Origin of the sequence: Dickeya sp. NCPPB 3274, from assembly GCF_000406205.1 — a bacterium.
In the GTDB taxonomy this organism is placed as follows: Bacteria; Pseudomonadota; Gammaproteobacteria; order Enterobacterales; family Enterobacteriaceae; genus Dickeya; species Dickeya fangzhongdai.
Map to the genome: position 1 here is coordinate 1,009,998 of NZ_CM001979.1, position 22,597 is coordinate 1,032,594.

At 56.7% G+C, this 22,597-nt stretch carries 18 protein-coding genes and 2 tRNA genes; 12 read left to right on the plus strand and 8 right to left on the minus strand.

Going from position 1 to position 22,597, the window contains the following annotated elements:
• Positions 1-781 precede the first annotated feature (781 nt).
• Positions 782-3,718: an autotransporter domain-containing protein gene (locus DXX3274_RS05290; protein WP_238556085.1), complete on the plus strand. Its 2,937-nt coding sequence runs from the start codon at positions 782-784 to the stop codon at positions 3,716-3,718.
• A gap of 56 nt (positions 3,719-3,774) precedes the next feature.
• Here the strand turns inward: DXX3274_RS05290 and DXX3274_RS05295 are convergent, their stop codons facing one another.
• The 4 genes from DXX3274_RS05295 to mutH form a co-directional block, all read right to left on the minus strand.
• Positions 3,775-4,815: an NADP(H)-dependent aldo-keto reductase gene (locus tag DXX3274_RS05295; protein WP_042858961.1), complete on the minus strand. Its 1,041-nt coding sequence runs from the start codon at positions 4,813-4,815 to the stop codon at positions 3,775-3,777.
• 214 nt (positions 4,816-5,029) lie between these two features.
• Positions 5,030-5,248 (minus strand): YgdI/YgdR family lipoprotein, encoded by a 219-nt coding sequence (locus tag DXX3274_RS05300; RefSeq protein ID WP_042858962.1) that lies wholly within the window; start codon positions 5,246-5,248, stop codon positions 5,030-5,032.
• Between the two features lie 153 nt (positions 5,249-5,401).
• Positions 5,402-6,118 (minus strand): TerC family protein, encoded by a 717-nt coding sequence (locus tag DXX3274_RS05305; protein ID WP_042858963.1) that lies wholly within the window; start codon positions 6,116-6,118, stop codon positions 5,402-5,404.
• Positions 6,119-6,216: 98 nt separating this feature from the next.
• Positions 6,217-6,903, minus strand: a complete 687-nt coding sequence (mutH, locus tag DXX3274_RS05310; protein WP_038661602.1) for a DNA mismatch repair endonuclease MutH — start codon at positions 6,901-6,903, stop codon at positions 6,217-6,219.
• A gap of 773 nt (positions 6,904-7,676) precedes the next feature.
• Between mutH and rppH the strand changes: the two genes are divergently transcribed.
• The 9 genes from rppH to ptrA all read left to right on the plus strand — a co-directional run bounded on the left by rppH (position 7,677) and on the right by ptrA (position 17,454).
• The gene (gene rppH / locus DXX3274_RS05315) at positions 7,677-8,204 is read left to right on the plus strand and encodes an RNA pyrophosphohydrolase (protein WP_042858964.1); all 528 of its coding nucleotides are present in this window, start codon (positions 7,677-7,679) and stop codon (positions 8,202-8,204) included.
• A gap of 14 nt (positions 8,205-8,218) precedes the next feature.
• Complete coding sequence (ptsP, locus tag DXX3274_RS05320; RefSeq protein ID WP_042861903.1) at positions 8,219-10,465, plus strand: phosphoenolpyruvate--protein phosphotransferase; 2,247 nt, start codon at positions 8,219-8,221, stop codon at positions 10,463-10,465.
• Positions 10,466-10,658: 193 nt separating this feature from the next.
• Positions 10,659-11,522 (plus strand): prolipoprotein diacylglyceryl transferase, encoded by an 864-nt coding sequence (lgt, locus tag DXX3274_RS05325; RefSeq protein ID WP_038918058.1) that lies wholly within the window; start codon positions 10,659-10,661, stop codon positions 11,520-11,522.
• A 31-nt stretch (positions 11,523-11,553) separates the two neighbouring features.
• Positions 11,554-12,348, plus strand: a complete 795-nt coding sequence (gene thyA, locus DXX3274_RS05330; protein WP_042858965.1) for a thymidylate synthase — start codon at positions 11,554-11,556, stop codon at positions 12,346-12,348.
• Between the two features lie 239 nt (positions 12,349-12,587).
• Positions 12,588-13,124, plus strand: coding sequence for a prepilin peptidase-dependent protein (locus DXX3274_RS05335; RefSeq protein WP_071604014.1), 537 nt, complete (start codon positions 12,588-12,590; stop codon positions 13,122-13,124).
• Positions 13,118-13,711 (plus strand): prepilin peptidase-dependent protein, encoded by a 594-nt coding sequence (locus DXX3274_RS05340; protein ID WP_042858967.1) that lies wholly within the window; start codon positions 13,118-13,120, stop codon positions 13,709-13,711. Before DXX3274_RS05335 ends, DXX3274_RS05340 begins: the two co-directional genes overlap by 7 nt.
• A complete protein-coding gene (locus DXX3274_RS05345) occupies positions 13,701-14,147 on the plus strand; it encodes a YgdB family protein (RefSeq protein ID WP_193747059.1) in 447 nt (148 codons plus the stop codon). Before DXX3274_RS05340 ends, DXX3274_RS05345 begins: the two co-directional genes overlap by 11 nt.
• On the plus strand, positions 14,113-14,517 hold the full coding sequence (locus DXX3274_RS05350; protein WP_152495228.1) for a prepilin-type N-terminal cleavage/methylation domain-containing protein: 405 nt from the start codon (positions 14,113-14,115) through the stop codon (positions 14,515-14,517). The genes DXX3274_RS05345 and DXX3274_RS05350 overlap by 35 nt, the downstream gene beginning before the upstream one ends.
• Positions 14,518-14,556: 39 nt before the next feature.
• On the plus strand, positions 14,557-17,454 hold the full coding sequence (ptrA, locus tag DXX3274_RS05355; protein ID WP_042861906.1) for a pitrilysin: 2,898 nt from the start codon (positions 14,557-14,559) through the stop codon (positions 17,452-17,454).
• Between the two features lie 119 nt (positions 17,455-17,573).
• Here the strand turns inward: ptrA and argA are convergent, their stop codons facing one another.
• Positions 17,574-18,899, minus strand: a complete 1,326-nt coding sequence (argA, locus tag DXX3274_RS05360) for an amino-acid N-acetyltransferase (protein WP_050569814.1) — start codon at positions 18,897-18,899, stop codon at positions 17,574-17,576.
• 224 nt (positions 18,900-19,123) lie between these two features.
• Between argA and amiC the strand changes: the two genes are divergently transcribed.
• Positions 19,124-20,362 carry an N-acetylmuramoyl-L-alanine amidase AmiC gene (gene amiC, locus DXX3274_RS05365; protein WP_042858970.1) on the plus strand — a complete coding sequence of 413 codons (1,239 nt, stop codon included), beginning with the start codon at positions 19,124-19,126 and terminating at the stop codon, positions 20,360-20,362.
• 79 nt (positions 20,363-20,441) lie between these two features.
• Here the strand turns inward: amiC and DXX3274_RS05370 are convergent.
• Together DXX3274_RS05370 and DXX3274_RS05375 are read right to left on the minus strand one after the other, a co-directional pair.
• Positions 20,442-20,518 (minus strand) — tRNA-Met (locus tag DXX3274_RS05370).
• A gap of 39 nt (positions 20,519-20,557) precedes the next feature.
• Positions 20,558-20,634: transfer RNA gene (locus DXX3274_RS05375), tRNA-Met, on the minus strand.
• Between the two features lie 210 nt (positions 20,635-20,844).
• On the opposite strand from DXX3274_RS05375, the gene mltA reads away from it, so the two are divergent.
• Positions 20,845-21,996, plus strand: coding sequence for a murein transglycosylase A (mltA, locus tag DXX3274_RS05380; RefSeq protein WP_042858971.1), 1,152 nt, complete (start codon positions 20,845-20,847; stop codon positions 21,994-21,996).
• A 59-nt stretch (positions 21,997-22,055) separates the two neighbouring features.
• Here mltA and DXX3274_RS05385 read toward each other — a convergent pair whose 3' ends face one another.
• A complete protein-coding gene (locus DXX3274_RS05385) occupies positions 22,056-22,568 on the minus strand; it encodes a GNAT family N-acetyltransferase (RefSeq protein ID WP_042858972.1) in 513 nt (170 codons plus the stop codon).
• Positions 22,569-22,597: the final 29 nt, after the last annotated feature.

Below are 22,597 nucleotides of genomic sequence, written 5' to 3' on the forward strand. Positions count from 1 at the left end.
ATTTTCGGTATAACATCTGATGGCGCAGACCCTGATGGCCTGAATTTTTATAAATGTTTTTTTCTCTCTGTCCCTGAGTGTTTCTCTATTTTTCTATTTATTTCTTTATGGTTTTTATTCATAAAATCGTCAATTAAAAGGCTTGTTTTGTTCATTTTTATAGTGTAAAGATATCGTTAAGAAGCGCATTTTTTGTGATTTCAAATAAAGCGATTTTGAGTTAATGGAATATGCTTGCCGAAAAGGGATGATGGTAAATGGCATCTGGTTGCTACCGTAAGAATAGTATTTTAATAAATATGATGATAACGCGCGAAATTTTTATCTTTTGGCGAAAATCATCAATTTTATTTCTTTATTCAGTATCGTTTTTTCGAATGTATACCCTAAATAATTCAGGTGTGCAGGATGTCTTGCGCATCTGCAACTTGAATTATGGCGAATATATCGGATAAAGCGATGCTCCCCGCACAGCAGATAAATGCACCCGTAATGCTTGATTAGCGGATCACGCGATCCGTTTATTGAGATTTTATTATTCTTTAATATCGCCAGGATGTGTCATATGCGCATGACGTTTAATACGTTAGGGTTTTCTTATGTCAGAAAATCAATAGTTTTTCACCGTATAAAAACGGATTTTTATCACCGTGGGAACGCGCAAGATAAAAAGCGATTTAACAGGCGGTTGATCGCCGCGCTGCTGCTGGGCCAATTGACGGGCTCCGTATTACATCCGGCGCTGGCTGCGACCGCTGAGGACTTTCGGACCCGCGAATATATGTTTAACGGCGCGGCGCTGGATTCCATGCATGTCGCCGAAGCCTACGCGTTGGGATACAGCGGCGCCGGGGTAACGGTCGGGATTATTAACCGCGTCGGCGATCTGTCCGGTAATGACGAATTCAATGGCAAGGTGGACGCCGGTTCACACTGGATCAGCGACCCCAGCAGAGGCAGCTCGCATGGGTATTGGGTGGCTGGGGTCATTGGCGCGGCAAGGAATGGTTTCGGCATGCAGGGCGTGGCCTATAATTCGAACCTGCTAACGCTGGGAACGGATAATACCGTCAATGCGCTATTTCAGGGTATGGTCGATATGGGCAACCGCCCGGATGTGAAAATCATCAGCAACAGCTGGAACTTTCTGTTTTATCCCGACCAGATTTCCTCTTATTCCGCCGTCATGCAGGATTTTTTGTTAAATACGATGGTGCCGGTATATACCAGCGCGGCGGATGTGCTGGCCAGTCAGGGGCAGTTAATGGTGATGGCGGCCGGGAACGAAGGGCACCTGACGCCGGCGCTGTTTGCTGCGTTGCCTACGGTGCTGGACAATAATGGCTTGCAAGACAATATCGCCAACAGCTGGATTAACGTCATGGCGTACGATCCGTCTCAGCCCACCAGCAGCGCGGCGTTTATCGCTACCTTCAGCAACCTGGCGCAGGGCGCGACCGACTATAGCCTGCTGGCGCCGGGCGTGAATGTCATCACCTCCTCCGCCAACAACACCTATGTTAGCATCAACGGCACCTCGTTTGCTTCACCCTATGTCGCCGGCGTCGGCGCGCTGGTCAGTCAGGCGTTTCCCTACATGAGCGGCAAGCAGATTGCCGATGTGCTGCTGTCTACCGCGACGCCGCTGACCGGCAGTAATTTGCCGAAAGCGGTGGTGCTGGCCAACGAGCAGTATGATGAAAACCGGTCGCTGACCGGCTCCGCCGTTAAGGTCTACTCCACCCATACCGGCATTACGTTTACCGACGACGAACTGACCACGCTGATAAGCTCGCTGAAGATTAACAGCACATATAGCGTCATGACGGACGACCAGGTTCGCGCTGCGATTCTGAGCGCCGCCGCCGACCAGAATATTACCGTGATGACGCAAAGCGACTATCAGGCGCTGTTCGGTCAGGGGGTGGTTAATGCCTTCAAAGCGGTGCAAGGCCCCGGCTTGCTGAACGCCAAACGTCTGGTGAACAGCGATCTCAGCAGCGGCGCCTTTGGCGGGAACTTTGCTCTCTATTCGATTGATACCAAGGGCATCGACAGCACCTGGAGCAACGATATCGGTCAGGTGAAAAACACCGCCAGCGGCAGCGCGCTGTCTGGGCTGGACGTCGGCTTGCGTAAGCAAGGCGCCGGTACGTTGTATCTGACCGGCAATGATACTTTCGCCGGCCCGACCGTGGTGGAAGGCGGCAAGCTGATCGTGGGCAAGGTCGCCGGCGGCTCCGGCAGCCTGGCGGGAGACGCCTGGGTGCAATCCGGCGCGGTACTGGGCGGGCACGGCGCCATCAACGGCTCGGTGGTAGTGCAGAGTGGCGGTACGCTGTCGCCCGGCAATTCGGTCGGGACGCTGACGGTCGGCAATGTACGTTTTGATCCCGGTTCGATTTATGAATTTGAGATTGATCAGCAGGGCAACGCCGACCAACTGGTGGTGACCAACAATGCCCAACTGGCGGGAACCGTGAAGCTGGTCGGGCGGACCACCGGACATCTGGGCGACAGGTTCGCGTTGGTGCAGGCGGGAGGAACGCTGAGCGGCGCGTTCGACAAGCTGGAGTCGACTAATAACTCGCTGTTTTTGGCCGACGCGCTTGCCTACAACCCGCAAAGCGCGTTTGTTAGCGTGGTGCGTAACAACGTACGCTTCAGCGATGTGGCGCAAACCGCCAATCAGAAATCGGTTGCGAACGCCATTGATAACCAGTCGGGCACCGCGGTGTTGAGCGCCATTGCTGACCAGCAGGATGCCGACAGCGCCCGGCGCGCCTTTGACAATCTGAACGGCGAGTTCTACGCCACGGCGCGCAATGCGCTGATTCGAAACAGCCGCTCGGTACGCGATATCCTGAACAGCACCATGAGCGGTGCGGGCAAAGGCGCCGAGCCCTGGGTGAGTAGCTGGGGGTATGACGGCCGTCAGGACGGCGACGGCGCGCAGGCGGGCATGAAATACCATGGCTATGGTCTGCTGCTCGGCAACGGCGGGCATTTGGGGGAACAGGGAACGCTGGGGGTTGCCGTTGGAGCGGAGAAAGGGCGGATCACCATGGACGATCGCGCGTCACGCGGCGATCTGGACGCCTGGCATGCCGGCGTTTATCTGTCAGGCCAGGCGCTGGCGCTCGATCTGCGGTCCGGACTCAGCTACAGCTATCTCACCCTCGACAGCCAGCGCGGCATCAACGTCTCCGGGCTGAGCGGTCAGGCGACGGGCGACTATCGCGCTAATCTGGTACAGGGGTTTGTCGAAGCCAGCCATCGGTTTGATTTCTTTAATACCGTGAGCGTGGAGCCGTATGGCAACACCGCCTGGGTTTGGCTACAGAATCAGAGCGGGCAGGAGAGCGGGAACGGCGCGGCGCTGGTGTTTGCGAAGGACACCACCCGCGCGGCCTTTGCAACCGGCGGCCTGCGCCTGAAAGTACAGCCATTGTCACGTCTGCCGGTATCGCTGTATGGGGATATCGGCTATCAGCGCCGCTTAACCCGCGACGATAATCAGGTCCGGCTGCGCTTTGTTTCCGGCGGCGATGCCTTTACCACCGAAGGTTTGCCGCTGGCGGACAATACCCGATTGATGCGGGCGGGCGTCGCGGTGGACTTCTCCCGCAACATCCACCTGTCGCTGGGGTATCAGGGCGATCGCGCAACCCGGGTTAAAGACGACAGCGCGCAGGCCCTGTTCAGTATGGCGTTCTGACAGCATGGCGTTTTGAGGTAAACATGCCTTCCCGATAAGGAAGGCGTGTTGCGAGGTCAGGGCGCGGGAATGGTAAAACGACGGTGGATGGCTTCCAGTTCCGTCAGTACTTCCTCGCCGAGCGTCAGGTCAAGGCTGCCCAGGTTAATCTTTAATTGTTCCAGCGTGGTGGCGCCGAGCAGGGTGCTGGCGACAAACGGCTGCTGACGCACAAACGCCAGCGCCATCTGCGCCGGATCCAGACCGTGTTTTTGCGCCAGCGCCACGTATTCGGCGATGGCCTGCTGGGTATGGGGCGCCGAGTAGCGCACAAAGCGGCTAAACAGCGTATTGCGCGCGCCGGCCGGTTTGGCGCCGTTCAGATATTTGCCCGTCAGTGTGCCAAACGCCAGCGGCGAGTAGGCCAGCAGTTCCACCCCTTCATGCTGGCTGATTTCCGCCAGCCCGACCTCGAAGCTGCGATTTAGCAGGCTATAGGGATTCTGGATCGAGACAATGCGCGGCAGGTCGTGCTTTTCCGCCAGTTGCAGATAGCGCATCACGCCCCACGGGGTTTCGTTCGACACGCCGATATAGCGAATTTTACCGGCGCGCACCTGCTCGTTCAGCGCTTCCAGCGTTTCCAGCAGCGTGACGGCCGGTTTTTCGCTGGTGTACTGATAGCTCAGTTTGCCGAAGCTGTTGGTCTGGCGCTGCGGCCAGTGCAACTGATACAGATCGATGTAGTCGGTGTTCAGACGCTTGAGGCTGTCGTCCAGCGCGGCGCGGATATTTTTGCGGTCCAGCGCCTGCTGCGGACGCAGGCTGTTGTCGTTGCCGCGCACCGGTCCGGCGACTTTGCTGGCGATGATCAGTTTTTCGCGCCCGCCGCGGCTTTTCAGCCAGGAACCGATATAGCTTTCCGTCAGCCCCTGCGTTTGTGAACGTGGCGGAACCGGGTAGATTTCCGCGGTATCAATCAGATTAACACCGGCGGCGACCGCGAGATCCAACTGGGCGTGGGCATCCGCTTCGCTGTTCTGTTCGCCAAAGGTCATGGTGCCCAGACCCAGCGTACTGACTTCCAAACTGCTGTGGGGAATACGGTGATAGAGCATTGCAGTGTCCTTTTTATTCTTCTGAGTAACGCGGGTGCGACGGCACCGCATTTTCGACTATAACCAAGCCGTGACGAGGGGGGAAGACTCTTTGTGCGGGAAGGCCGGGCATTAATGCGGGGAAAATGGTTTTTCCCCCAGATAGGGAAGGCGACGAGGATGGCGGGGCCAAACAGAATCTCCGAATCTGGCCCGGCAGATGCGAATAACCGCTCTAGCGTTCAATCACCTGGGAAATGTTGTCGTTATTGATCTGGTGTTTCACGCCTTCTTCATCAGTATAACTGAGCAGACCTGTAGCCGGATCCAGCGTCGGTTTTCCCTTGGTCAGCAACATCTGGCCGTCTTTGGTGGCGATAACATAGTGGCTGGAACAACCGGAGAGCAGGACGACAAAAGTCAGGGCAACGGCGGTTTTTATCCGAAATCGCATGCTGAATTTACCTGTTATTTAGCAAAAAAACTGAACGTCTTTTCAGTCTAGCAAAGCGTTGTCCGGGCGAGGTTAGGATTTATGGCAAAAAAATTAAAAAGATACGTAAGGATGGGACGGGAAACGGCGCGCTGGCCGTTTCCCGCAGGGGAATTACCGTTTTTTGACGGATTTCTTGCCGCGCATCAGGTTCAGCGCCTCTACCGACATGGAGAAGAACATGGCGAAGTAGATGTAGCCTTTCGGCACGTGGATATCGACGCTTTCCAGAATCAGCGTAAAGCCCACCAGAATCAGGAATGACAACGCCAGCATTTTCACCGACGGGTGGCGATCGACAAATTCGCCGATGGGACGGGCGGAAAACATCATAACGCCGACGGCAATCACCACGGCGGCCATCATAATGAACAGATGGTCGGACAGACCTACGGCGGTAATTACCGAATCCAGGCTGAAGATGATGTCCAGCAGCATAATCTGCACGATGGCGCCAAAGAAGGAATGCACCTGCGAGGTATGGTCTTCCGCGCCGCCTTCAATGGTTTCGTGGATCTCCTTGCTGGATTTCCAGATCAGGAACAGGCCGCCGAGGAACAGAATCAGGTCTCGGGCGGAAACTTCCTGCCCGAACACGCTAAACAGCGGATTGGTGAGTCTGATAACCCAGGCGATGGACGCCAGCAGACCGAGACGCATCAGCATCGCGCCCATCAGGCCGATACGGCGGGCTTTGTTCTGCTGATGTTTGGGAAGCTTGGCGACGACCAGCGACAAAAAGATGATGTTGTCGATGCCAAGTACGATTTCCAGTATGGTGAGTGTTCCCAGCGCCAGCCAGGCGTTGGGATCCGCGATCCAATCGAACATTATCTCAGTGCTTCCTTAAACGAAACGTAAATGACCATTATCTCTGGCCTGCTACCGTGCAGGCAAGAGGATTTAGGCTGTGTCCCGCCCGCAAGGCATTACAGCAGAAAATGTCGGGCCAGTAACGGCGTGGTGAAGGTTTTCTTCAGGTAAAAGCCGCGTGGTAACGTCAGAATCGGTTGCCCGTGTTCGCCAATAGCTTCAGTCAGCGCCCGGCTGTTGGCGGCCTTGGGGCGCAACTGCAACACCTCGCCGTGACGGGCGGTGATGCTTTCCACTTTACCCAGCACGATCAAATCCATCAGTTCTTCCCAGTCCTGCCGTAATTGCCGCTCTTCCTCCGGGCTGGGGCTCCATAACAACGGCGCGCCGATACGGCGCTCCCCCAGCGGGATAGGCCGCGACCCTTCCACCGGAATCCACAGCACTCTGGTCAGTTTATGGCGCACATGGCTGCTTTCCCAGGTCACGCCGCTGTTGCCGGTTAGCGGCGCCACGCAGACAAAGGTGGTTTCCAGCGGCCGCCCTTGTTCATCCACCGGGATGGTTTTCAGCTCAATCCCGATGTCAGGAAAGTCCTGCTCCGGCTTACTGCCGGCGCTGGCGCCCAGAAAGCGCTCCAGCAGCACGCCGATCCACCCTTTGTCTCGCTTAAGGTTGGCGGGCAGCGGCAGTTGGGCGATTCGGGCCAGTTCCGCCAGCGAATAGCCGGCCAGCGCCTGTGCCCGCAGCAGCAGGGCCTGTTCACTGTCCGGTGCGTCCTGGTGGGGAATGGGTGTCTGCATGGGATTGCGTATCCGTTACTGATAACAAAGGTGATTAAAAAAAATACAGCCATAACGGAGGATAACGTCAGGCATTCAGCTATTCAGGTGAAAAATAATAATAGCATGATTCCTTTATGATTTTTCTTCCTCTCTCCACAGGGGAAAACACGTCGCCGATTTTTGTTCATGACAAGACACCGACAATGAACAGGATTTTACACTATGTTATCCACAGTTTTTTGGGATAACCGGGATAAGTCGGGATCACTGTTTTGATTTACAGCCTTGACTGGCGATGCTTTTGCTGGTTTTGCCGATTTTTTGGCTGGTTTTCGGCTGTTGCCTGTGGATAAAACCGTCGTAGTGCGATCTTTCGCCATTCCGAAAACCACATCGGAATCGGGTTACGTCAGGCGGTGGAGAAGTCGGGGAAAGGCAGGTTAATTGGTTGAAAGGGAATGGCAATTTAGCAGAGAAGATCGCAGCGACGTGAAGGTCGAAATGAGTTTTACGCACTTTTTCATGATGTTCTTCACAAAGATGTCCACAGAAAAAGTGAATAAACCGACGGAATTGCCGTGTGAATGTTTATAACTTTGATCTTATCTGTGGGTTAACGGCGTTTTATCAGCGTGGCGCGGGAACGTCGAGGCGGCGGCTTAAGCCGCCGATGCCCGGTGCGATAGCCGGAAGCGGCATCAATAAAAGGGATGTAAAGCGGGAGTTTACCGTCTGTCAGGAGTGTGAAACAATCGAGCCATCTTTGCATTCTAGTTTATTGAGGTAGTCCGGTGATCGACGATGATGGCTACCGCCCGAATGTTGGTATTGTAATTTGTAATCGGCAGGGTGAGGTATTGTGGGCCCGTCGCTACGGTCAGCACTCCTGGCAGTTTCCTCAAGGGGGAATCAACCCCGGAGAGAGCGCGGAACAAGCGATGTACCGCGAACTGTTCGAGGAGGTTGGGCTGCGGAAAAAGGACGTTCGTATCCTGGCTTCCACCCGAAGCTGGTTACGCTATAAATTGCCAAAACGTTTGGTGCGTTGGGATACAAAACCGGTATGTATCGGCCAAAAGCAAAAATGGTTTCTGCTACAGTTAATGTGTAATGAATCAGACATCAACATGCAAAGCAGCGGCACCCCGGAATTCGACGGGTGGCGCTGGGTGAGCTACTGGTATCCGGTACGCCAGGTGGTGTCGTTCAAACGTGACGTTTATCGAAAGGTGATGAAGGAATTTGTCATTGCCGTGATGCAGCTACAGGAGAATTCGGCTACCCGAATGTCATCAGGAACCAGACGAAAACGAGGATAATCCGACACATCATGATGCTCACGCGACTGCGAGAAATTATTGAGAAGGTTGCAGCCGCGGCCCGGCTGAGTGATGCGTTGGACATTCTGGTGAATGAAACCTGTCTGGCGATGGATACGGAAGTCTGTTCCATCTATCTGGCCGATCACGATCGTCAATGTTATTACCTGATGGCGACGCGCGGGCTGAAAAAGCCGCGCGGCCGCACCATTACGCTGGCGTTCGGTCAGGGGATTGTCGGGCTGGTCGGTGAACGGGCGGAACCCATCAATCTGGCGGATGCGCAAAGCCACCCCAGTTTCAAATTCATTCCTGCCGTACGTGAACAACACTTCCGTTCGTTTCTGGGCGTGCCGGTGATCCACCGGCGTCAACTGCTGGGCGTGTTGGTCGTCCAGCAGCGCGAACACCGGCAGTTCGACAAAAACGAAGAATCGTTCATGGTGACGCTGGCCACCCAGATGGCGGCCATTCTGTCCCAGTCCCAGATGAAAGCGCTATTCGGGCAATACCGGCAGACGCGCATCAAGGCGATGGCGGCGTCTTCCGGCGTGGCGATCGCCCCCGGCTGGCAGGACCGCGGCCAGCCGTCGCTGGAACTGGTATTTCCGGCCTCCAGTCTGGATAGCGACCGTGAACGATCCCGGCTGCTGATGGCGATGGAAGAGGCCGCGGCGGAGTTCCGCCGTTTCAGTAAGCGTTTCAGCGCCAGCGCGCAGAAAGAGAGCGCGGCGATCTTCGATTTCTATTCCCACCTGCTCAACGACGCGCGCCTCAAACGCGAGCTGTTCCAGGAGGTGGATACCGGCAGCGTGGCCGAATGGGCGGTCAAAGTGGTGATCGAACGGTTTGCCGCGCAATTCGCCAGCCTGCAGGACCCCTATCTGCGCGATCGTTCCAGCGACTTGCGGGCGCTGGGGCAGCGTCTGCTGTTCCATCTCGATGACAACGCCCAGAGCAACGGCCAGTGGCCGGAGCGTTTTATTCTGGTGGCGGATGAACTGACCGCCACGCTGCTGGCGGAGGTGCCGCAGGAGCGCCTGGCCGGCGTGGTCGCGTATGACGGCGCCGCCAATTCCCACGCCGCCATTCTGGTGCGGGCGATGGGCATTCCCACGCTGATGGGCGCCGATATCCAACCCGAACTGTTGCATCAGCGTCTGCTGGTGCTGGATGGTTATCGCGGCGAGTTGCTGGTGGATCCGGAACCGGTGCTGGTGCAGGAGTATCAGCGTCTGCTGAGCGAGGAAAACGAGCTTACCCGGCTGGCGGAAGACGACATGGAACGCCCGGCGGTGCTGAAAAGCGGCGAGCGGGTGGAAGTGATGCTCAACGCCGGTCTGAGCGCCGAGCATGAAAAGCGTTTCATCAATCAGGTGGACGGCGTGGGGCTGTATCGCACCGAAATTCCGTTCATGCTGCAAAACGGCTTCCCCTCGGAAGAGGAGCAGATGACGCAATATGAAGGCATGTTGCGGCTTTATCCGTCCCGCCCGGTGATGCTGCGTACGCTGGATATCGGCGCGGACAAGCAACTGCCTTACCTGCCTATCAGTGAAGAAAATCCTTGTCTGGGCTGGCGCGGCATTCGCGTAACGCTCGATCAGCCGGAAATCTTCATGATCCAGGTTCGCGCCATGCTGCGCGCCAACGCGCATATCGGCAATCTGAGCATTTTACTGCCGATGATCAACAGTCTGGATGAGATCGATGAGGCGAAACGGTTGATCGATCGCGCGGCGGCGGAAGTGTCGGAAATGCTCGGCTTCCCGCAGCCGCGGCCGCGCATCGGCATTATGATCGAAGTGCCGTCGGTGTTGTTCCTGCTGCCGCATCTGGCGTCCCGTATCGATTTTGTCTCTGTCGGCACCAATGACCTGACCCAGTATCTGCTGGCGGTGGATCGTAATAACCCGCATGTCGGCTCCCTGTACGACAGCCTGCATCCATCGATGCTGCAGGCGCTGAACATGATCATCACCCATTGCCGACAATATTCGTTGCCGGTATCGGTGTGCGGCGAGATGGCCGGCGAGCCGATGGGCGCGCTGCTGCTGATCGGGCTGGGATACCGTACGCTGAGCATGAACGGGCGCAGCGTCGCCCGCATCAAATACCTGCTGCGCCGGATTGGCGAGGAAGAGTCGCGCCAGTTGACGGACAAGGTGCTCAGGGCGCAAACCGCCAGCGAAGTGCGCCAGTGGGCGTCGATTTTCATTGAAGAGCGCGGGCTGGGCGGCCTGATTCGCGGCGGGCGTTGAACGCGGCGTCGCCTCATTTTCATACCGGATTCATGCCGGAAATGTTTACAGTTCTTTTATCCCCTCGTCGCCAACTGTTTCCATTGGCTATGCTATCATGCGCAACCGCGGACGGCTGACGGAAGCCCTGCCTTCCTTCCGGCCCTTGAATAGCCCCGAAATCAGGGACAAAGCAACGATAATGTGGTGATCGATGACGACGAGCTATCTGGTATTTCCCCAGTTTGATCCGGTAATTTTTTCGTTAGGGCCGGTTTCCCTGCACTGGTATGGATTGATGTATTTGGTCGGGTTTGTGTTTGCCATGTGGCTGGCGGTACGCCGGGCGAACAAACCGGGTAGCGGATGGCGCAAGGAAGAGGTGGAAAACCTGCTCTATTTCGGGTTCCTCGGCGTATTTGTCGGTGGTCGTCTGGGTTATGTGCTGTTCTACGCTTTCCCGTCGTTTCTGGATAATCCGCTCTATCTGTTCCGCGTGTGGGACGGCGGCATGTCTTTCCACGGCGGCCTGCTGGGCGTCATCGCGGTCATGCTGTGGTTTGCGCATCGCACCAAACGTCATTTCTTCCAGGTATCTGATTTCATTGCCCCGCTGATTCCTTTTGGTCTGGGCGCCGGGCGTCTGGGCAACTTCATCAATGGCGAACTGTGGGGCCGCGTCAGCACCGATGCGCCGTGGGCGATGCTGTTCCCGGGGTCGCGCGGCGAAGACATGGCGCTGGCGGCCGGCAACCCGCAGTGGCAGGCGATCTTCAATCAATACGGCGTATTGCCTCGCCACCCGTCGCAGTTGTATGAACTGGTGCTGGAAGGGGTAGTGCTGTTTATCATTCTGAATGTGTTCATTCGCAAAGCACGCCCGATGGGCAGCGTATCCGGCCTGTTCCTGATCGGCTACGGCTGCTTCCGCATTATTGTGGAATTCTTCCGCCAGCCGGATGCTCAACTGGGGCTGTTCGGCGGCGTCAGTATGGGGCAGATCCTGTCGGTGCCGATGGTATTGGCCGGAATCCTGATGATGGTCTGGGCGTATCGTCGCCAGTCTGCCCGGCAGTAAATGTTGATAAAAATTAAGTAGGTGAGATGGTATGAAACAGTATCTGGAACTGATGAAAAAGGTGCTTGAAGAAGGGACTCCCAAGGATGACCGCACGGGCACGGGGACGTTATCGATTTTCGGCCATCAGATGCGTTTCAACCTGCAGGATGGCTTTCCGCTGGTGACCACCAAGCGTTGCCACCTGCGCTCCATCATCCATGAGCTGCTGTGGTTTCTGAACGGCGATACCAATATCGGCTACCTGCATGACAACAAGGTCACCATTTGGGATGAATGGGCGGATGAAAATGGCGACCTGGGGCCGGTTTACGGCAAACAATGGCGCGCCTGGGGTGCGGCGGACGGCCGTCAGATCGACCAGTTGCAGACGGTGCTAAAACAGCTGAAACAGGACCCGGATTCCCGCCGCATCATCGTTTCCGCCTGGAATGTGGGCGAGCTGGACAAAATGGCGCTGGCGCCCTGCCACGCTTTTTTCCAGTTTTATGTCGCGAACGGCAAACTCTCCTGCCAGTTGTACCAGCGCTCCTGCGACATTTTCCTCGGCCTGCCGTTCAACATCGCCAGCTACGCGCTGCTGGTGCATATGATGGCGCAGCAGTGTGACCTGGAAGTGGGTGATTTCGTCTGGACCGGCGGCGACACCCACCTCTACAACAACCACCTTGAGCAGACTCGTCTGCAGCTTAGCCGTGAGCCGCGTCCTTTGCCGCGACTGGTGATCAAACGCCGTCCGGCGTCGCTGTTTGATTACCAGTTTGATGACTTCGAAATAGAGGGTTACGACCCGCACCCCGCCATCAAAGCGCCGGTAGCCATTTGAGTCTTATCCTGCTCTGATACCGCCCAACGGCGGATGTCGCTGACAATGGAAATGGCTGTTTCCTGTTGATCAGTCGGACATCGCGCCGTTGGGCGGTTTTTTTGTCTTATCTGCTGATTTGCGAGCAACCGCGCAGTTTCTCTGCATGTTGCCGTCGCCCTGTATCTTGCCTGCGAAGCGTCTCGTAACCTCATCCTCTGCTGCTATTCACGCTGAAACCACGCTCTAGAATGGCGGTCATGAATAGAAACCACGCAAATAGAAACCACGCAAATAGAAACCACGCAAATAAAAGCAACGCATGGCAACAGGGTTTTTCCTTGCTGGAACTCATCGTGGTGATCACCATTGTGGCTTTGCTGACGGGCGGCGGGCTGCATAGCTGGCTGGCTTATCGCCAGGCTCTTTTGCTGGAGCAGCACGCCCGGCACCTGCTGGCATTCATGACGCGCATACAGGCCAACGCCTACTGGCACAATCAGACCGACAGTCTGTGGTTCAAATCGGTGGGCGATAACTGGTGTATTGGGAATGGCGCCGAACCGGCTTCCTGTCCGCCGGAAAGCGCTTTCGTTTTTACCCGCGCCGTGCGGGACGCCGCTATCGCCGAAACCACCAGCGAGCGGTTGGTGTTTTACGGGCTGCGTAATGCCGCACAGGCTGGGCATCTCACCCTGAGCAACCCGGCCGGGCGTGTGAGGCTGGTGATCTCGGCGCGCGGGCGCTTGCGCCTTTGCAGCGAGTCGCGGCCAGTACAGGGGATCCCGGTATGCTGAACAGATTAACCGGGAAAGCCGCGGGCGGTTTTACCCTGCCGGAAGTGATGCTGGCGATGGGGATGAGCAGCCTGATCATGCTGGCGGTGGCGCAACTGCTGCCGTTGCTGCGGGCCCAGACGCAGGATAGCGCCAGCCTGATCCGGCTGGAACAACTGCTTGGTCAGACTCTGTTCGGAATAGAAAAAGACATTCGGCGCGCCGGATTTTGCGCCGGCCGCTGTCAGGGAAATGCGCTGACGCTGGAGGCCGGCGCCACGAAACAGGTGAGTTGCCTGTCGGTGGCTTATGACGTCAACCGCAATGGCCGTTGGGATACGGGGGAACAGTCGGAGCCGGAGTTTTTCAGTTATCGCTTGCGCGATGGCGCGCTGGAGGTGCAAACGGGCGGCCCTCGTTGTCAGGGCAACCGCTGGGAGAAATTGCTGGATCCCGGCGAGGTGACCATCGCCCGTTTTGAGGTAACGAAGGAGGCGTCCGGTACGCTACCGCGTTATCGGGTATTGCTGGACGGGTACTGGACCGCGCGTCCGACACGGCGACGGCAGGTCGACAGCCTGGTGGCAGGGAGGAATCATGCAGGGTAGGCGACAGCAGGGCAGCATACTGGTGATAGTGATGCTGGTTATGATGATCGGCTTGTTAATGTTGGGCGGATTGCAGCGCCAGTTGGATATTCAGTTGCAGCAGGGAATTGACGAACAGCGCTTCTGGCAGGCATTCAATCAGGGACTGTCGTCGCTGAATTGGGGAATGGGGTTGCGCTGGCAAACCACCGGCGAGTGGCAGTGTCAGGCTCAGCAGTCGGCGCAGTTACGCGCCTGTCTGCGTATGAATGGCGAAGACCATTCCGGGCTATTGCGGGGCGAGGGACGGATAGCCGGTAATCCGCAGCCGCTGGCGTTTTATCATCGGGTAATGGCCGATGCCGCAGCGGCCGACGGCGGCCTCCGGCCCGTCGCGGGCGGATGGCTGGATTTTTGCCCGGATGCGACGGAGCTGGCTTGTGTCCCGGCGCAATGAAAGGTCGCGTCGTGATTCCTGCGTTGGGTTCAGTCTGCCGGAAACGCTGGTCGCCACGCTGTTATTTGCGGTTTCGTTGGTCGGCCTCTTGCAATATCATCAGGTACTTCAGCAATCGTTGTTGCATCAGATGCAGCAGCGTCAGGCGTGGCGGCTGGCTCATCAGCAACTGGAAACCGAAGGCGCAGACCGCGTTTCATCGTCGCGGAGCGTTCCCGCCGGATGGAGTGTGAGCCGGGAAGAACAACGCCATCCTCCGGCCTGTCGCCGCGTGACGGTGACCGTAGTGACGCCCTATCGCTATCGTGCGGTGCTCGGCCGCTGGTTTTGTGATACCCCTGACGCAGTTGCGCAACGTGACAGCCCATAGCCTGGAATAACTGCCTGTATAACGCCTTTGGAGATGTTGATGCGGAAATCTTGTATTTGGTTAAGCGCTTTGTTGCTGTGTTTCTGGTTTCCGATCAGTCAGGCGGCGGATGGCTGGCAGCCGCTACCCGAGACGATAAGAAAGAGTGAGAATGACGTTCGGCAGTATCAGGCGATACGGCTTGATAACGGTATGACGGTTCTGCTGGTGTCCGATACGCAGGCCACCCGTTCGCTGGCGGCGCTGGCGCTACCGGTCGGTTCGCTGGATAACCCCCCGCAGCAGCCGGGTCTGGCCCACTATCTGGAACACATGCTGCTGATGGGGTCGAAGCGTTACCCGCAGGCGGATGGGCTGGCCGAATTTCTGAAAATGCACGGCGGCAGCCACAATGCCAGCACGGCGTCTTATCGCACCGCTTTCTATCTCGAAGTGGAAAACGATGCGTTGCAGCCCGCCGTCGACCGGCTGGCCGATGCGATTGCCGAACCACTGCTCGATCCGGTCAACGCCGATCGTGAGCGTCACGCGGTAAATGCGGAGTTGACCATGGCCCGCGCTCGCGATGGCTTACGCATGGAGCAGGTGGAAGCCGAAACCATTAACCCGGCGCATCCTGGCTCCCGCTTCGCCGGCGGCAACCTGGAAACCCTCAGCGATAAGCCCGGCAGTAAACTGCATGATGAACTGGTCAATTTCTACCAGCGCTACTACTCCGCCAATCTGATGAAAGGCGTGATTTACGGCAAGTTGCCGTTGCCGGATCTGGCTGCCATCGCCGCCTCGACCTTCGGGCGGATAGCCAATCGCCAGGCCAGCGTACCGTCGATTGCCGCACCTGTGGTGACTGATGAACAGCGCGGGCTATTCATCCATTATGTCCCGGCGCAACCCCGCAAGCAGTTGAAGATTGAATTTCGGATCGATAACAACAGCCCGGCGTTTCGCAGCAAGACGGATACCTACATCAGCTACCTGATCGGCAATCGCAGTCAGAACACGCTTTCTGACTGGCTGCAGAAGCAGGGGCTGGCCGAGTCGGTGCGCGCCAGTTCTGATCCCATGTCCGAGCGCGACAGCGGCGTCTTCAATATCAGCGTTGATTTGACCGACAAAGGGCTGGCACAGCAGGACAACGTGATCGCCGGGGTGTTCAGCTATCTGGACAAATTGCGTAAGGAAGGGATTCAGCCGCGTTACTTCGATGAGATATCACGGGTGCTGGGTATTGATTTCCGCTACCCCTCCCTTACCCGCGATATGAGCTATGTGGAGTGGCTGGTGGATACCATGCTGCGGCTACCGGTGGAATACACCCTTGAAGGGCCCTATCTGGCGGATCGGTTCGATCCTGAGGCGATCAAGGCGCGGCTGTCGGCCATGACGCCGCAAAACGCGCGCATCTGGTTAATAAGCCCGGAGCAGCCCCACAATAAAGAGGCGTATTTTGTTGGCGCGCCTTATCAGGTAGACAAGATTGGCGACGAGCGGATGGCGCAGTGGCAGAAGACGGCACAGTCGCTGGCGCTCAGCCTGCCGACGCCCAACCCCTATATTCCGGATAGTTTTTCGCTGATTGCCGCGGATGTCGCCATCACGCATCCAAAGAAAGTGGTCGACCAGCCGGGGCTGCGCGTGTTTTACATGCCCAGCCGCTATTTCGCCAGCGAACCCAAAGCCGATATCACGCTGATGCTGCGTAACCGGATGGCGGACGATTCCGCTCGTCATCAGGTGCTGTTCGCCCTGAATGATTATCTGGCCGGTGTGGCGCTGGATGCGCTCAGCTATCAGGCATCGGTGGGCGGCATCAGCTTCTCCACCGGCAGCAATGACGGGCTGATGATGACGGCCAGCGGTTATACCCAACACTTGCCGGAACTATTGCTGACGCTGGTGGAGCAATACGCCAGCTTCAGTTCGACGGAAGAACAGCTGGAGCAGGCAAAATCCTGGTACGCCGAGCAGTTGGATGCAGCCGAGAAGGCCAAAGCGTATGAGCAGGCGATGTTCCCGATTAAGGGGTTGTCGAACGTGCCTTATAGCGAACGAAGCGAGCGACGCAACTTACTGAAGGACATTACGCTGCAGGAACTGATGGAATACCGTAAGGCCTTACTGCATCAGGCTGCGCCGGAAATGCTGGTGGTCGGCAATCTGGAACAGGACAAGGTGGTTAGCTTGTCGCACAGTCTGCGTGAACGTCTTGGCTGCGGCGGCACCGAATGGTGGCGCGGACAATCCGTCAGCATCAGCCAGTCACAGCGGGCCTCGCTGCAGCGCAGTGGCGGCAGCACCGATTCGGCGCTGGCCGCGGTATATATTCCGACAGGGTATGATGAATTACAGAGCGCGGCTTACAGTAAGCTGCTGGGGCAGATCATTCATCCCTGGTTCTTTAATCAGTTGCGTACTGACGAACAATTGGGCTACGCCGTGTTCGCCACCCCGATCTCTGTCGATCGCCAGTGGGGGATTGGTTTCCTGCTGCAAAGCAACAGCCAGCAGCCTGCCTACCTTTATCAACGTTATCAGGACTTTTTTGGCAAGGCGGAGCAGCGCCTGAGCGCCATGAATGCAGAGACTTTTGCCCAGAACAAGCAGGGGTTGATCAATGCGCTCAGTCAGCCGCCTCAGACGCTGGATGAGGAAGCGGCCCGCCTGCGCGGCGATCTGGAACGGGAGAATTTTGCCTTCGATACCCGCCAGCAGTTGATCGGCCAACTGGCGTCCATTTCGTCGGCGCAGTTAACCGACTTTTTCCGGCAGGCGCTGCATCCACAGGGGTTGGCGATTCTATCCCAGATTTCCGGCAGTGCGAGTGGGCAGGCGGATTACGCCCGGCCGTCGGAATGGCAATCCTATGCATCGACTTCCGCACTGCAACGAACGCTGACGTTGAAACCGGTGGAACAAAAACAGACGGAAACCCAGTAAGGCGCTGGATAGTAAGGTGCCGCTGAAGTATGAATGCCTGTGCCAGGAGAAATGACTGGCACAGGGGAAAGAAGGGAAACCGAGGGTAACGCGTGGCGATGAACCACGCGTTATTTGCCTTACAGGTCGATGACCAGAATCTTGGAACGACGCTGGTAGTTGTAAAGCTCCTGCTTGCGTTTCGGCAACACGGCGACTTCCGCCGGCTGGAAACCGCGTTCCTGGAACCAGTGGATGCTGTGGGTGGTCAGCACAAACAGGCGTTTGAGCCCCTGCTGGCGAGCCTGTACGGCGATATGGTGCAGCAACTGATCGCCACGCGACGAGTTGCGGTATTCCGGGTGCACCGCCACGCAGGCCATTTCACCGATACTCTCTTCCGGAAACGGATAGAGCGCGGCGCAGGCGATAGTCAGATTATCGCGGACCACCACGGTGAATTTGTCGATCTCCATTTCCAGTTGCTCGCGCGAACGGCGCACCAGAATGCCTTGCTGCTCCAGCGGGCGAATCAGCTCCAGGATACCGCCGATGTCATTGATGGTCGCCCGGCGGATTTGCTCGGCGCTTTCCATCACGATCTGGGTGCCGATGCCATCACGGGAGAACAGTTCCTGCAACAGCGCGCCATCTTCCTGATAGCTGATCAGGTGGCTGCGGCGTACTCCGCTGCGGCAGGCCTTCACCGCGCCGCGCAGAAAACGCACAATCTCGGAATTATAGTCACCGGCTTCCTCCAGTGACTGAATACGCAGCTGGGCTTCGTCTGGCAACAGTTCGGACACAATACTGCCTTCGATATTGGTCACGCCCTGGGAAGCGCAGAAACCGATCATCTTTTCGGCCCTGAGTTTTATAGCCAACTGGGTGGCGACTTCTTCCGACGTCAGATTGAAACTTTCACCGGTGACGGAAACCGCCACCGGACCCAGCAGCACGATGGCGCCGCTGTCCAACTGGCGATGCAGCGCTTCTTCGTCAATGCGGCGAATGCGCCCGCTGTGGCAGTAGTCGACGCCATCATCCACGCCCAACGGCTGGGCGATGATAAAGTTGCCGCTGACCACGTTAATGTGCGCGCCCTGTAGCGGCGTGTTCAACAGGCTCATCGACAGCCGGGCGGTGATGTCCAGTTGCAGCATGCCTGCCGCCTGTTTCACCAGTTCCAGCGTGGTGCTGTCCGTTACGCGGGTATGTTTGTGGTAGCGAGGCTCGTAGTGATGGGCCATCAGGTTCGCATCGATCTGGGGGCGTGCGCCGTAAACCACCACCAGCTTGATGCCCAGACTATGCAACAGCCCGATATCATTGACGATTTTGGCAAAATTTTCATGTTCGATAGCTTCGCCGCCGAGCATGATGACAAACGTTTTACCACGATGTGCGTTGATGTAAGGAACTGAGTGGCGGAAGCCTTGAACCAGTTCTGTACTACGTTCCTTCACTGCGAGCCCTCTTTGAATTTTTATTCGATATTTTCGTATTTTTATTCTTCGTAAACTAAAAGGCAAGCGATAACTTTTCGGTCTGGCCCGATAGTTCAGAGAAGTCTGCTTATCACAGTAAAAAACATAAAAATGATTTTTGCATGACAGCCTGATGCGTATTGGTTAAAGTTTTTGACGTTTTTATCAATCTGCCTGATTTCTTTAGCCATTACCGGAGTTGCATGTCTGATCCTAAGCACCATTTGACCCGTCGTCATTTATTACAGGGCGCCGCCGCCACCTGGTTACTGAGTATCAGCGGCATCGGACTGGCCGCCGCTTCGCAGGTGATTGCCGTGCGGGTGTGGCCTTCTTCCGCTTATAGCCGTGTGACGCTGGAGTCCAGTCAGCCGCTCAGGTATCGCCAGTTCATGCTGGAAAATCCCGATCGTCTGGTGGTGGATATTGAAAACGCCTCGTTGAATAGCGTGCTGAAAAATGCCGGTCGGCAATTCGAACGACCGGATCCTTTCATCAAAACGGCGCGCGCCGGGCAGTTCGACAAGAATACCGTGCGTCTGGTGCTGGAATTAAGGCAGAAGGTCAATCCTAAACTGTTTACGTTGGCGCCGGTCGCCGGCTTCCGAAACCGTCTGGTGATGGATTTATATCCCGCCGCCGGTCGTTACGACGATGCTGATGACCCGCTGCTGGCGTTGCTGGAAGATTACAACAAAGGCGATCTGGAACGGACGTTGCCGCCGGAAAAGCCCAAAGACGGCAAGGCGGGGCGCGAAAGGCCGCTGGTTATCATGCTTGATCCGGGGCACGGCGGTGAAGATCCGGGTGCCATCGGCAAAAACCGGACCCGCGAAAAAGACGTGGTGCTGCAAATTGCCCGGCGCCTGAAAGCGCTGATCGAGCGTGAGCACAACATGAAGGTCTATATGACCCGCAATGAAGATGTGTTTATTCCGCTCAAAGTGCGGGTGGCTAAAGCGCGCAAACAGCGCGCCGACCTGTTTGTCTCCATCCATGCCGATGCCTTCACCAGCCGGGCCGCCCGCGGTTCCTCGGTGTTTGCGTTGTCAAAAAAAGGCGCGACCAGTTCAGCGGCGCGCTATCTGGCGCAAACCCAGAACGAATCGGATTTGATTGGCGGCGTCAGCCTGAGCGGCGACCGCTATCTGGACAGCACCATGTTTGACATGGTGCAAACCGTGACTATCAACGACAGCCTTAAATTCGGCAAAGAAATTCTGCATCGGTTGGGAAAGGTTAATCACCTGCACAAAAACAGCGTCGATCAGGCCGGGTTCGCGGTGCTGAAGGCGCCGGATATTCCGTCGGTGCTGGTGGAAACGGCGTTTATCAGCAATCTGGAAGAAGAGCGCAAGCTGCGCACCAGCCGTTTTCAGCAGCAGGTGGCGCAATCGATTCTGGAAGGGATAAAAGCTTATTTCGCGGCTCAGGTGCGGTAAGCGCCGAAAGGCGTACTGTGCCGGAAAGAACGGCCTGAATTGCAGGCATAAAAAAACACCCGTTTGGGTGTCTATTTATTGGTTGCGGGGGCCGGATTTGAACCGACGACCTTCGGGTTATGAGCCCGACGAGCTACCAGGCTGCTCCACCCCGCGTCCGTCTTCTTTCTTCTGATATGATGCTAGTACATCAATTGGTTGCGGGGGCCGGATTTGAACCGACGACCTTCGGGTTATGAGCCCGACGAGCTACCAGGCTGCTCCACCCCGCGTCCGTGGATGCGCACTATACTCCGCGTTCGTTTCGATGCAACCTCTTTTTGCAAATAGTTTACGCTTTTGCTGACAGGTGGTGGAAATGTCGGCATTGCGTTGTTTTTTTAGACTGCCGAGTGTCGTTTTGATGCGATGCGTTTTATTCTCTCCGCCTGTTTGTTATCGTTCTGCGTGGTTTCACACTCAAGCAAGAAGAGAGCACGGAAATGAAAGGATGGTGGGGGAAATACGTGTTGACCGGGGTCGTCATCGCCATACTGGCCGGTTGTCAGACCCGACCCAGCGATCGTGGTCAGCAATATAAAGATGGCCGTCTCGATCAGCCACTGGAATGGGTAAACGCGCCGAACGCTAACGGCAAGCCGGTAAACGCAGTCGATTTTTCCCAGCAAGTCAGCCAGATTCAGGCATCCTCTCCCGGACTCTACTCCCGCAACAGCGATATCTTTCAGGCCATTCAGAACTGGATTCAGGCTGGCGGCGATACCCGCCAACTGACGCAGTTCGGCCTCGGCGCCTGGCAGATGGAAGGCGTCGACAGCTTTGGCAACGTGCAGTTTACCGGCTACTACACCCCGGTGGTGCAGGCGCGCCACTACCGTCAGGGCGAGTTCCGTTTCCCACTGTACGCCATGCCTCGCGTGCGCAAGAACGGCCGTCTGCCGGATCGCTCCGCCATTTATTCCGGCGCGCTGAGCAACGAGCTGGCTATCGCCTGGACCAACTCGCTGATGGACAACTTCATGATGGAAGTGCAGGGCAGCGGTTATGTGGATTTCGGCGATGGCAGCCCGCTGACCTTTTTCGGTTATGCCGGCAAAAACGGTCATGCTTACCGCAGTATCGGCAAGGTGTTGATCGATCGCGGCGAAGTGCCCAGAGAAGAGATGTCGATGCAGGCTATTCGGCAGTGGGCCGACCGGCATACCGAAGCGGAAGTCCGGGAATTACTGGTGCAGAATCCCTCTTTCGTGTTCTTTAAATCGATGGCGTCGATGCCGGTGAAAGGCGCCAGCGCGGTGCCGCTGGTGGCTAAAGCGTCTGTGGCGTCTGACCGCTCGCTGATCCCGGCCGGCACCACGCTGCTGGCGGAAGTGCCGATGCTGGATAATCAGGGCAAATTTACCGGCAAATATGAGATGCGTTTAATGGTCGCGCTGGATGTCGGTGGTGCGATAAAAGGGCAGCATTTCGATATTTATCAGGGTATTGGGACTGATGCCGGGCACGCCGCCGGGTTCTACAATCATTACGGCCGGGTGTGGGTATTGAGAAACGCGCGGTCTTCTTCTGCCATGCCGCTGCTCAGCGCAGGCAACAGCAACGGGGCTGGTGGACTGGTTAGTAGTTCTAACTAATGATTTTCGTCCCGCCGTACTATTGATGTATCGCGGCGGGACATTCCTCTTCCGCTGGCCTACCGGTTGGTTGTATTTGTCGGGCGTATTCTCGCCATGTGAAATACATCCGTGAAACGACCATGACGGAAAGCGTAATCTTTGGACTCGCCTTCGACGACAAAGCCGAATTTTCTGTATAGCGCTAGCGCGGCGTCGTTATCGGTGTAAACGGTTAGCTCAATACGGTGGATGTTCAGCCAGTTGTCCGTCAGGTCGGTCAAGGCTGACAACAGGGCGCTGCCAACTCCCCGGTGCTGATGGGTATCCTTGACGCCCATGCCAAAGGTTCCGGCATGGCGGCGGCGAGGGTTGCTGAATATTTCAAATCCCAGATTGCCCACCAGTTCGCCTTCCCATTCAGCAACCAGGCTATAAACATTCTCCGGCATGTGGTTCAAACGGGATTCCCACACAGCCAGCGACGGATAAGGTAGTTGCAGTGTGCCTGAGTAGGCATGTTCCCCTTCATAAATGCTGGCTACGGCGGCGGCATCGCGTGCTTCGGTGCGTCTGATAATGATATCGCTCATTTTTTCCTCGTGCTGGGAACCGGAATAAC

Bases quoted from the DNA above. Each gene is read 5' to 3' on its own strand.
- DXX3274_RS05335 (WP_071604014.1), top strand. From the start codon at position 12,588: ATGAATAGAAACCACGCAAATAGAAACCACGCAAATAGAAACCACGCA.
- DXX3274_RS05350 (WP_152495228.1), top strand. From the start codon at position 14,113: ATGCGACGGAGCTGGCTTGTGTCCCGGCGCAATGAAAGGTCGCGTCGT.
- thyA (WP_042858965.1), top strand. From the start codon at position 11,554: ATGAAACAGTATCTGGAACTGATGAAAAAGGTGCTTGAAGAAGGGACT.
- mltA (WP_042858971.1), top strand. From the start codon at position 20,845: ATGAAAGGATGGTGGGGGAAATACGTGTTGACCGGGGTCGTCATCGCC.
- ptsP (WP_042861903.1), top strand. From the start codon at position 8,219: ATGCTCACGCGACTGCGAGAAATTATTGAGAAGGTTGCAGCCGCGGCC.
- DXX3274_RS05385 (WP_042858972.1), bottom strand. From the start codon at position 22,568: ATGAGCGATATCATTATCAGACGCACCGAAGCACGCGATGCCGCCGCC.
- amiC (WP_042858970.1), top strand. From the start codon at position 19,124: ATGTCTGATCCTAAGCACCATTTGACCCGTCGTCATTTATTACAGGGC.
- lgt (WP_038918058.1), top strand. From the start codon at position 10,659: ATGACGACGAGCTATCTGGTATTTCCCCAGTTTGATCCGGTAATTTTT.
- DXX3274_RS05295 (WP_042858961.1), bottom strand. From the start codon at position 4,815: ATGCTCTATCACCGTATTCCCCACAGCAGTTTGGAAGTCAGTACGCTG.
- DXX3274_RS05305 (WP_042858963.1), bottom strand. From the start codon at position 6,118: ATGTTCGATTGGATCGCGGATCCCAACGCCTGGCTGGCGCTGGGAACA.
- DXX3274_RS05345 (WP_193747059.1), top strand. From the start codon at position 13,701: ATGCAGGGTAGGCGACAGCAGGGCAGCATACTGGTGATAGTGATGCTG.
- DXX3274_RS05340 (WP_042858967.1), top strand. From the start codon at position 13,118: ATGCTGAACAGATTAACCGGGAAAGCCGCGGGCGGTTTTACCCTGCCG.
- DXX3274_RS05300 (WP_042858962.1), bottom strand. From the start codon at position 5,248: ATGCGATTTCGGATAAAAACCGCCGTTGCCCTGACTTTTGTCGTCCTG.
- DXX3274_RS05290 (WP_238556085.1), top strand. From the start codon at position 782: ATGTTTAACGGCGCGGCGCTGGATTCCATGCATGTCGCCGAAGCCTAC.
- ptrA (WP_042861906.1), top strand. From the start codon at position 14,557: ATGCGGAAATCTTGTATTTGGTTAAGCGCTTTGTTGCTGTGTTTCTGG.
- mutH (WP_038661602.1), bottom strand. From the start codon at position 6,903: ATGCAGACACCCATTCCCCACCAGGACGCACCGGACAGTGAACAGGCC.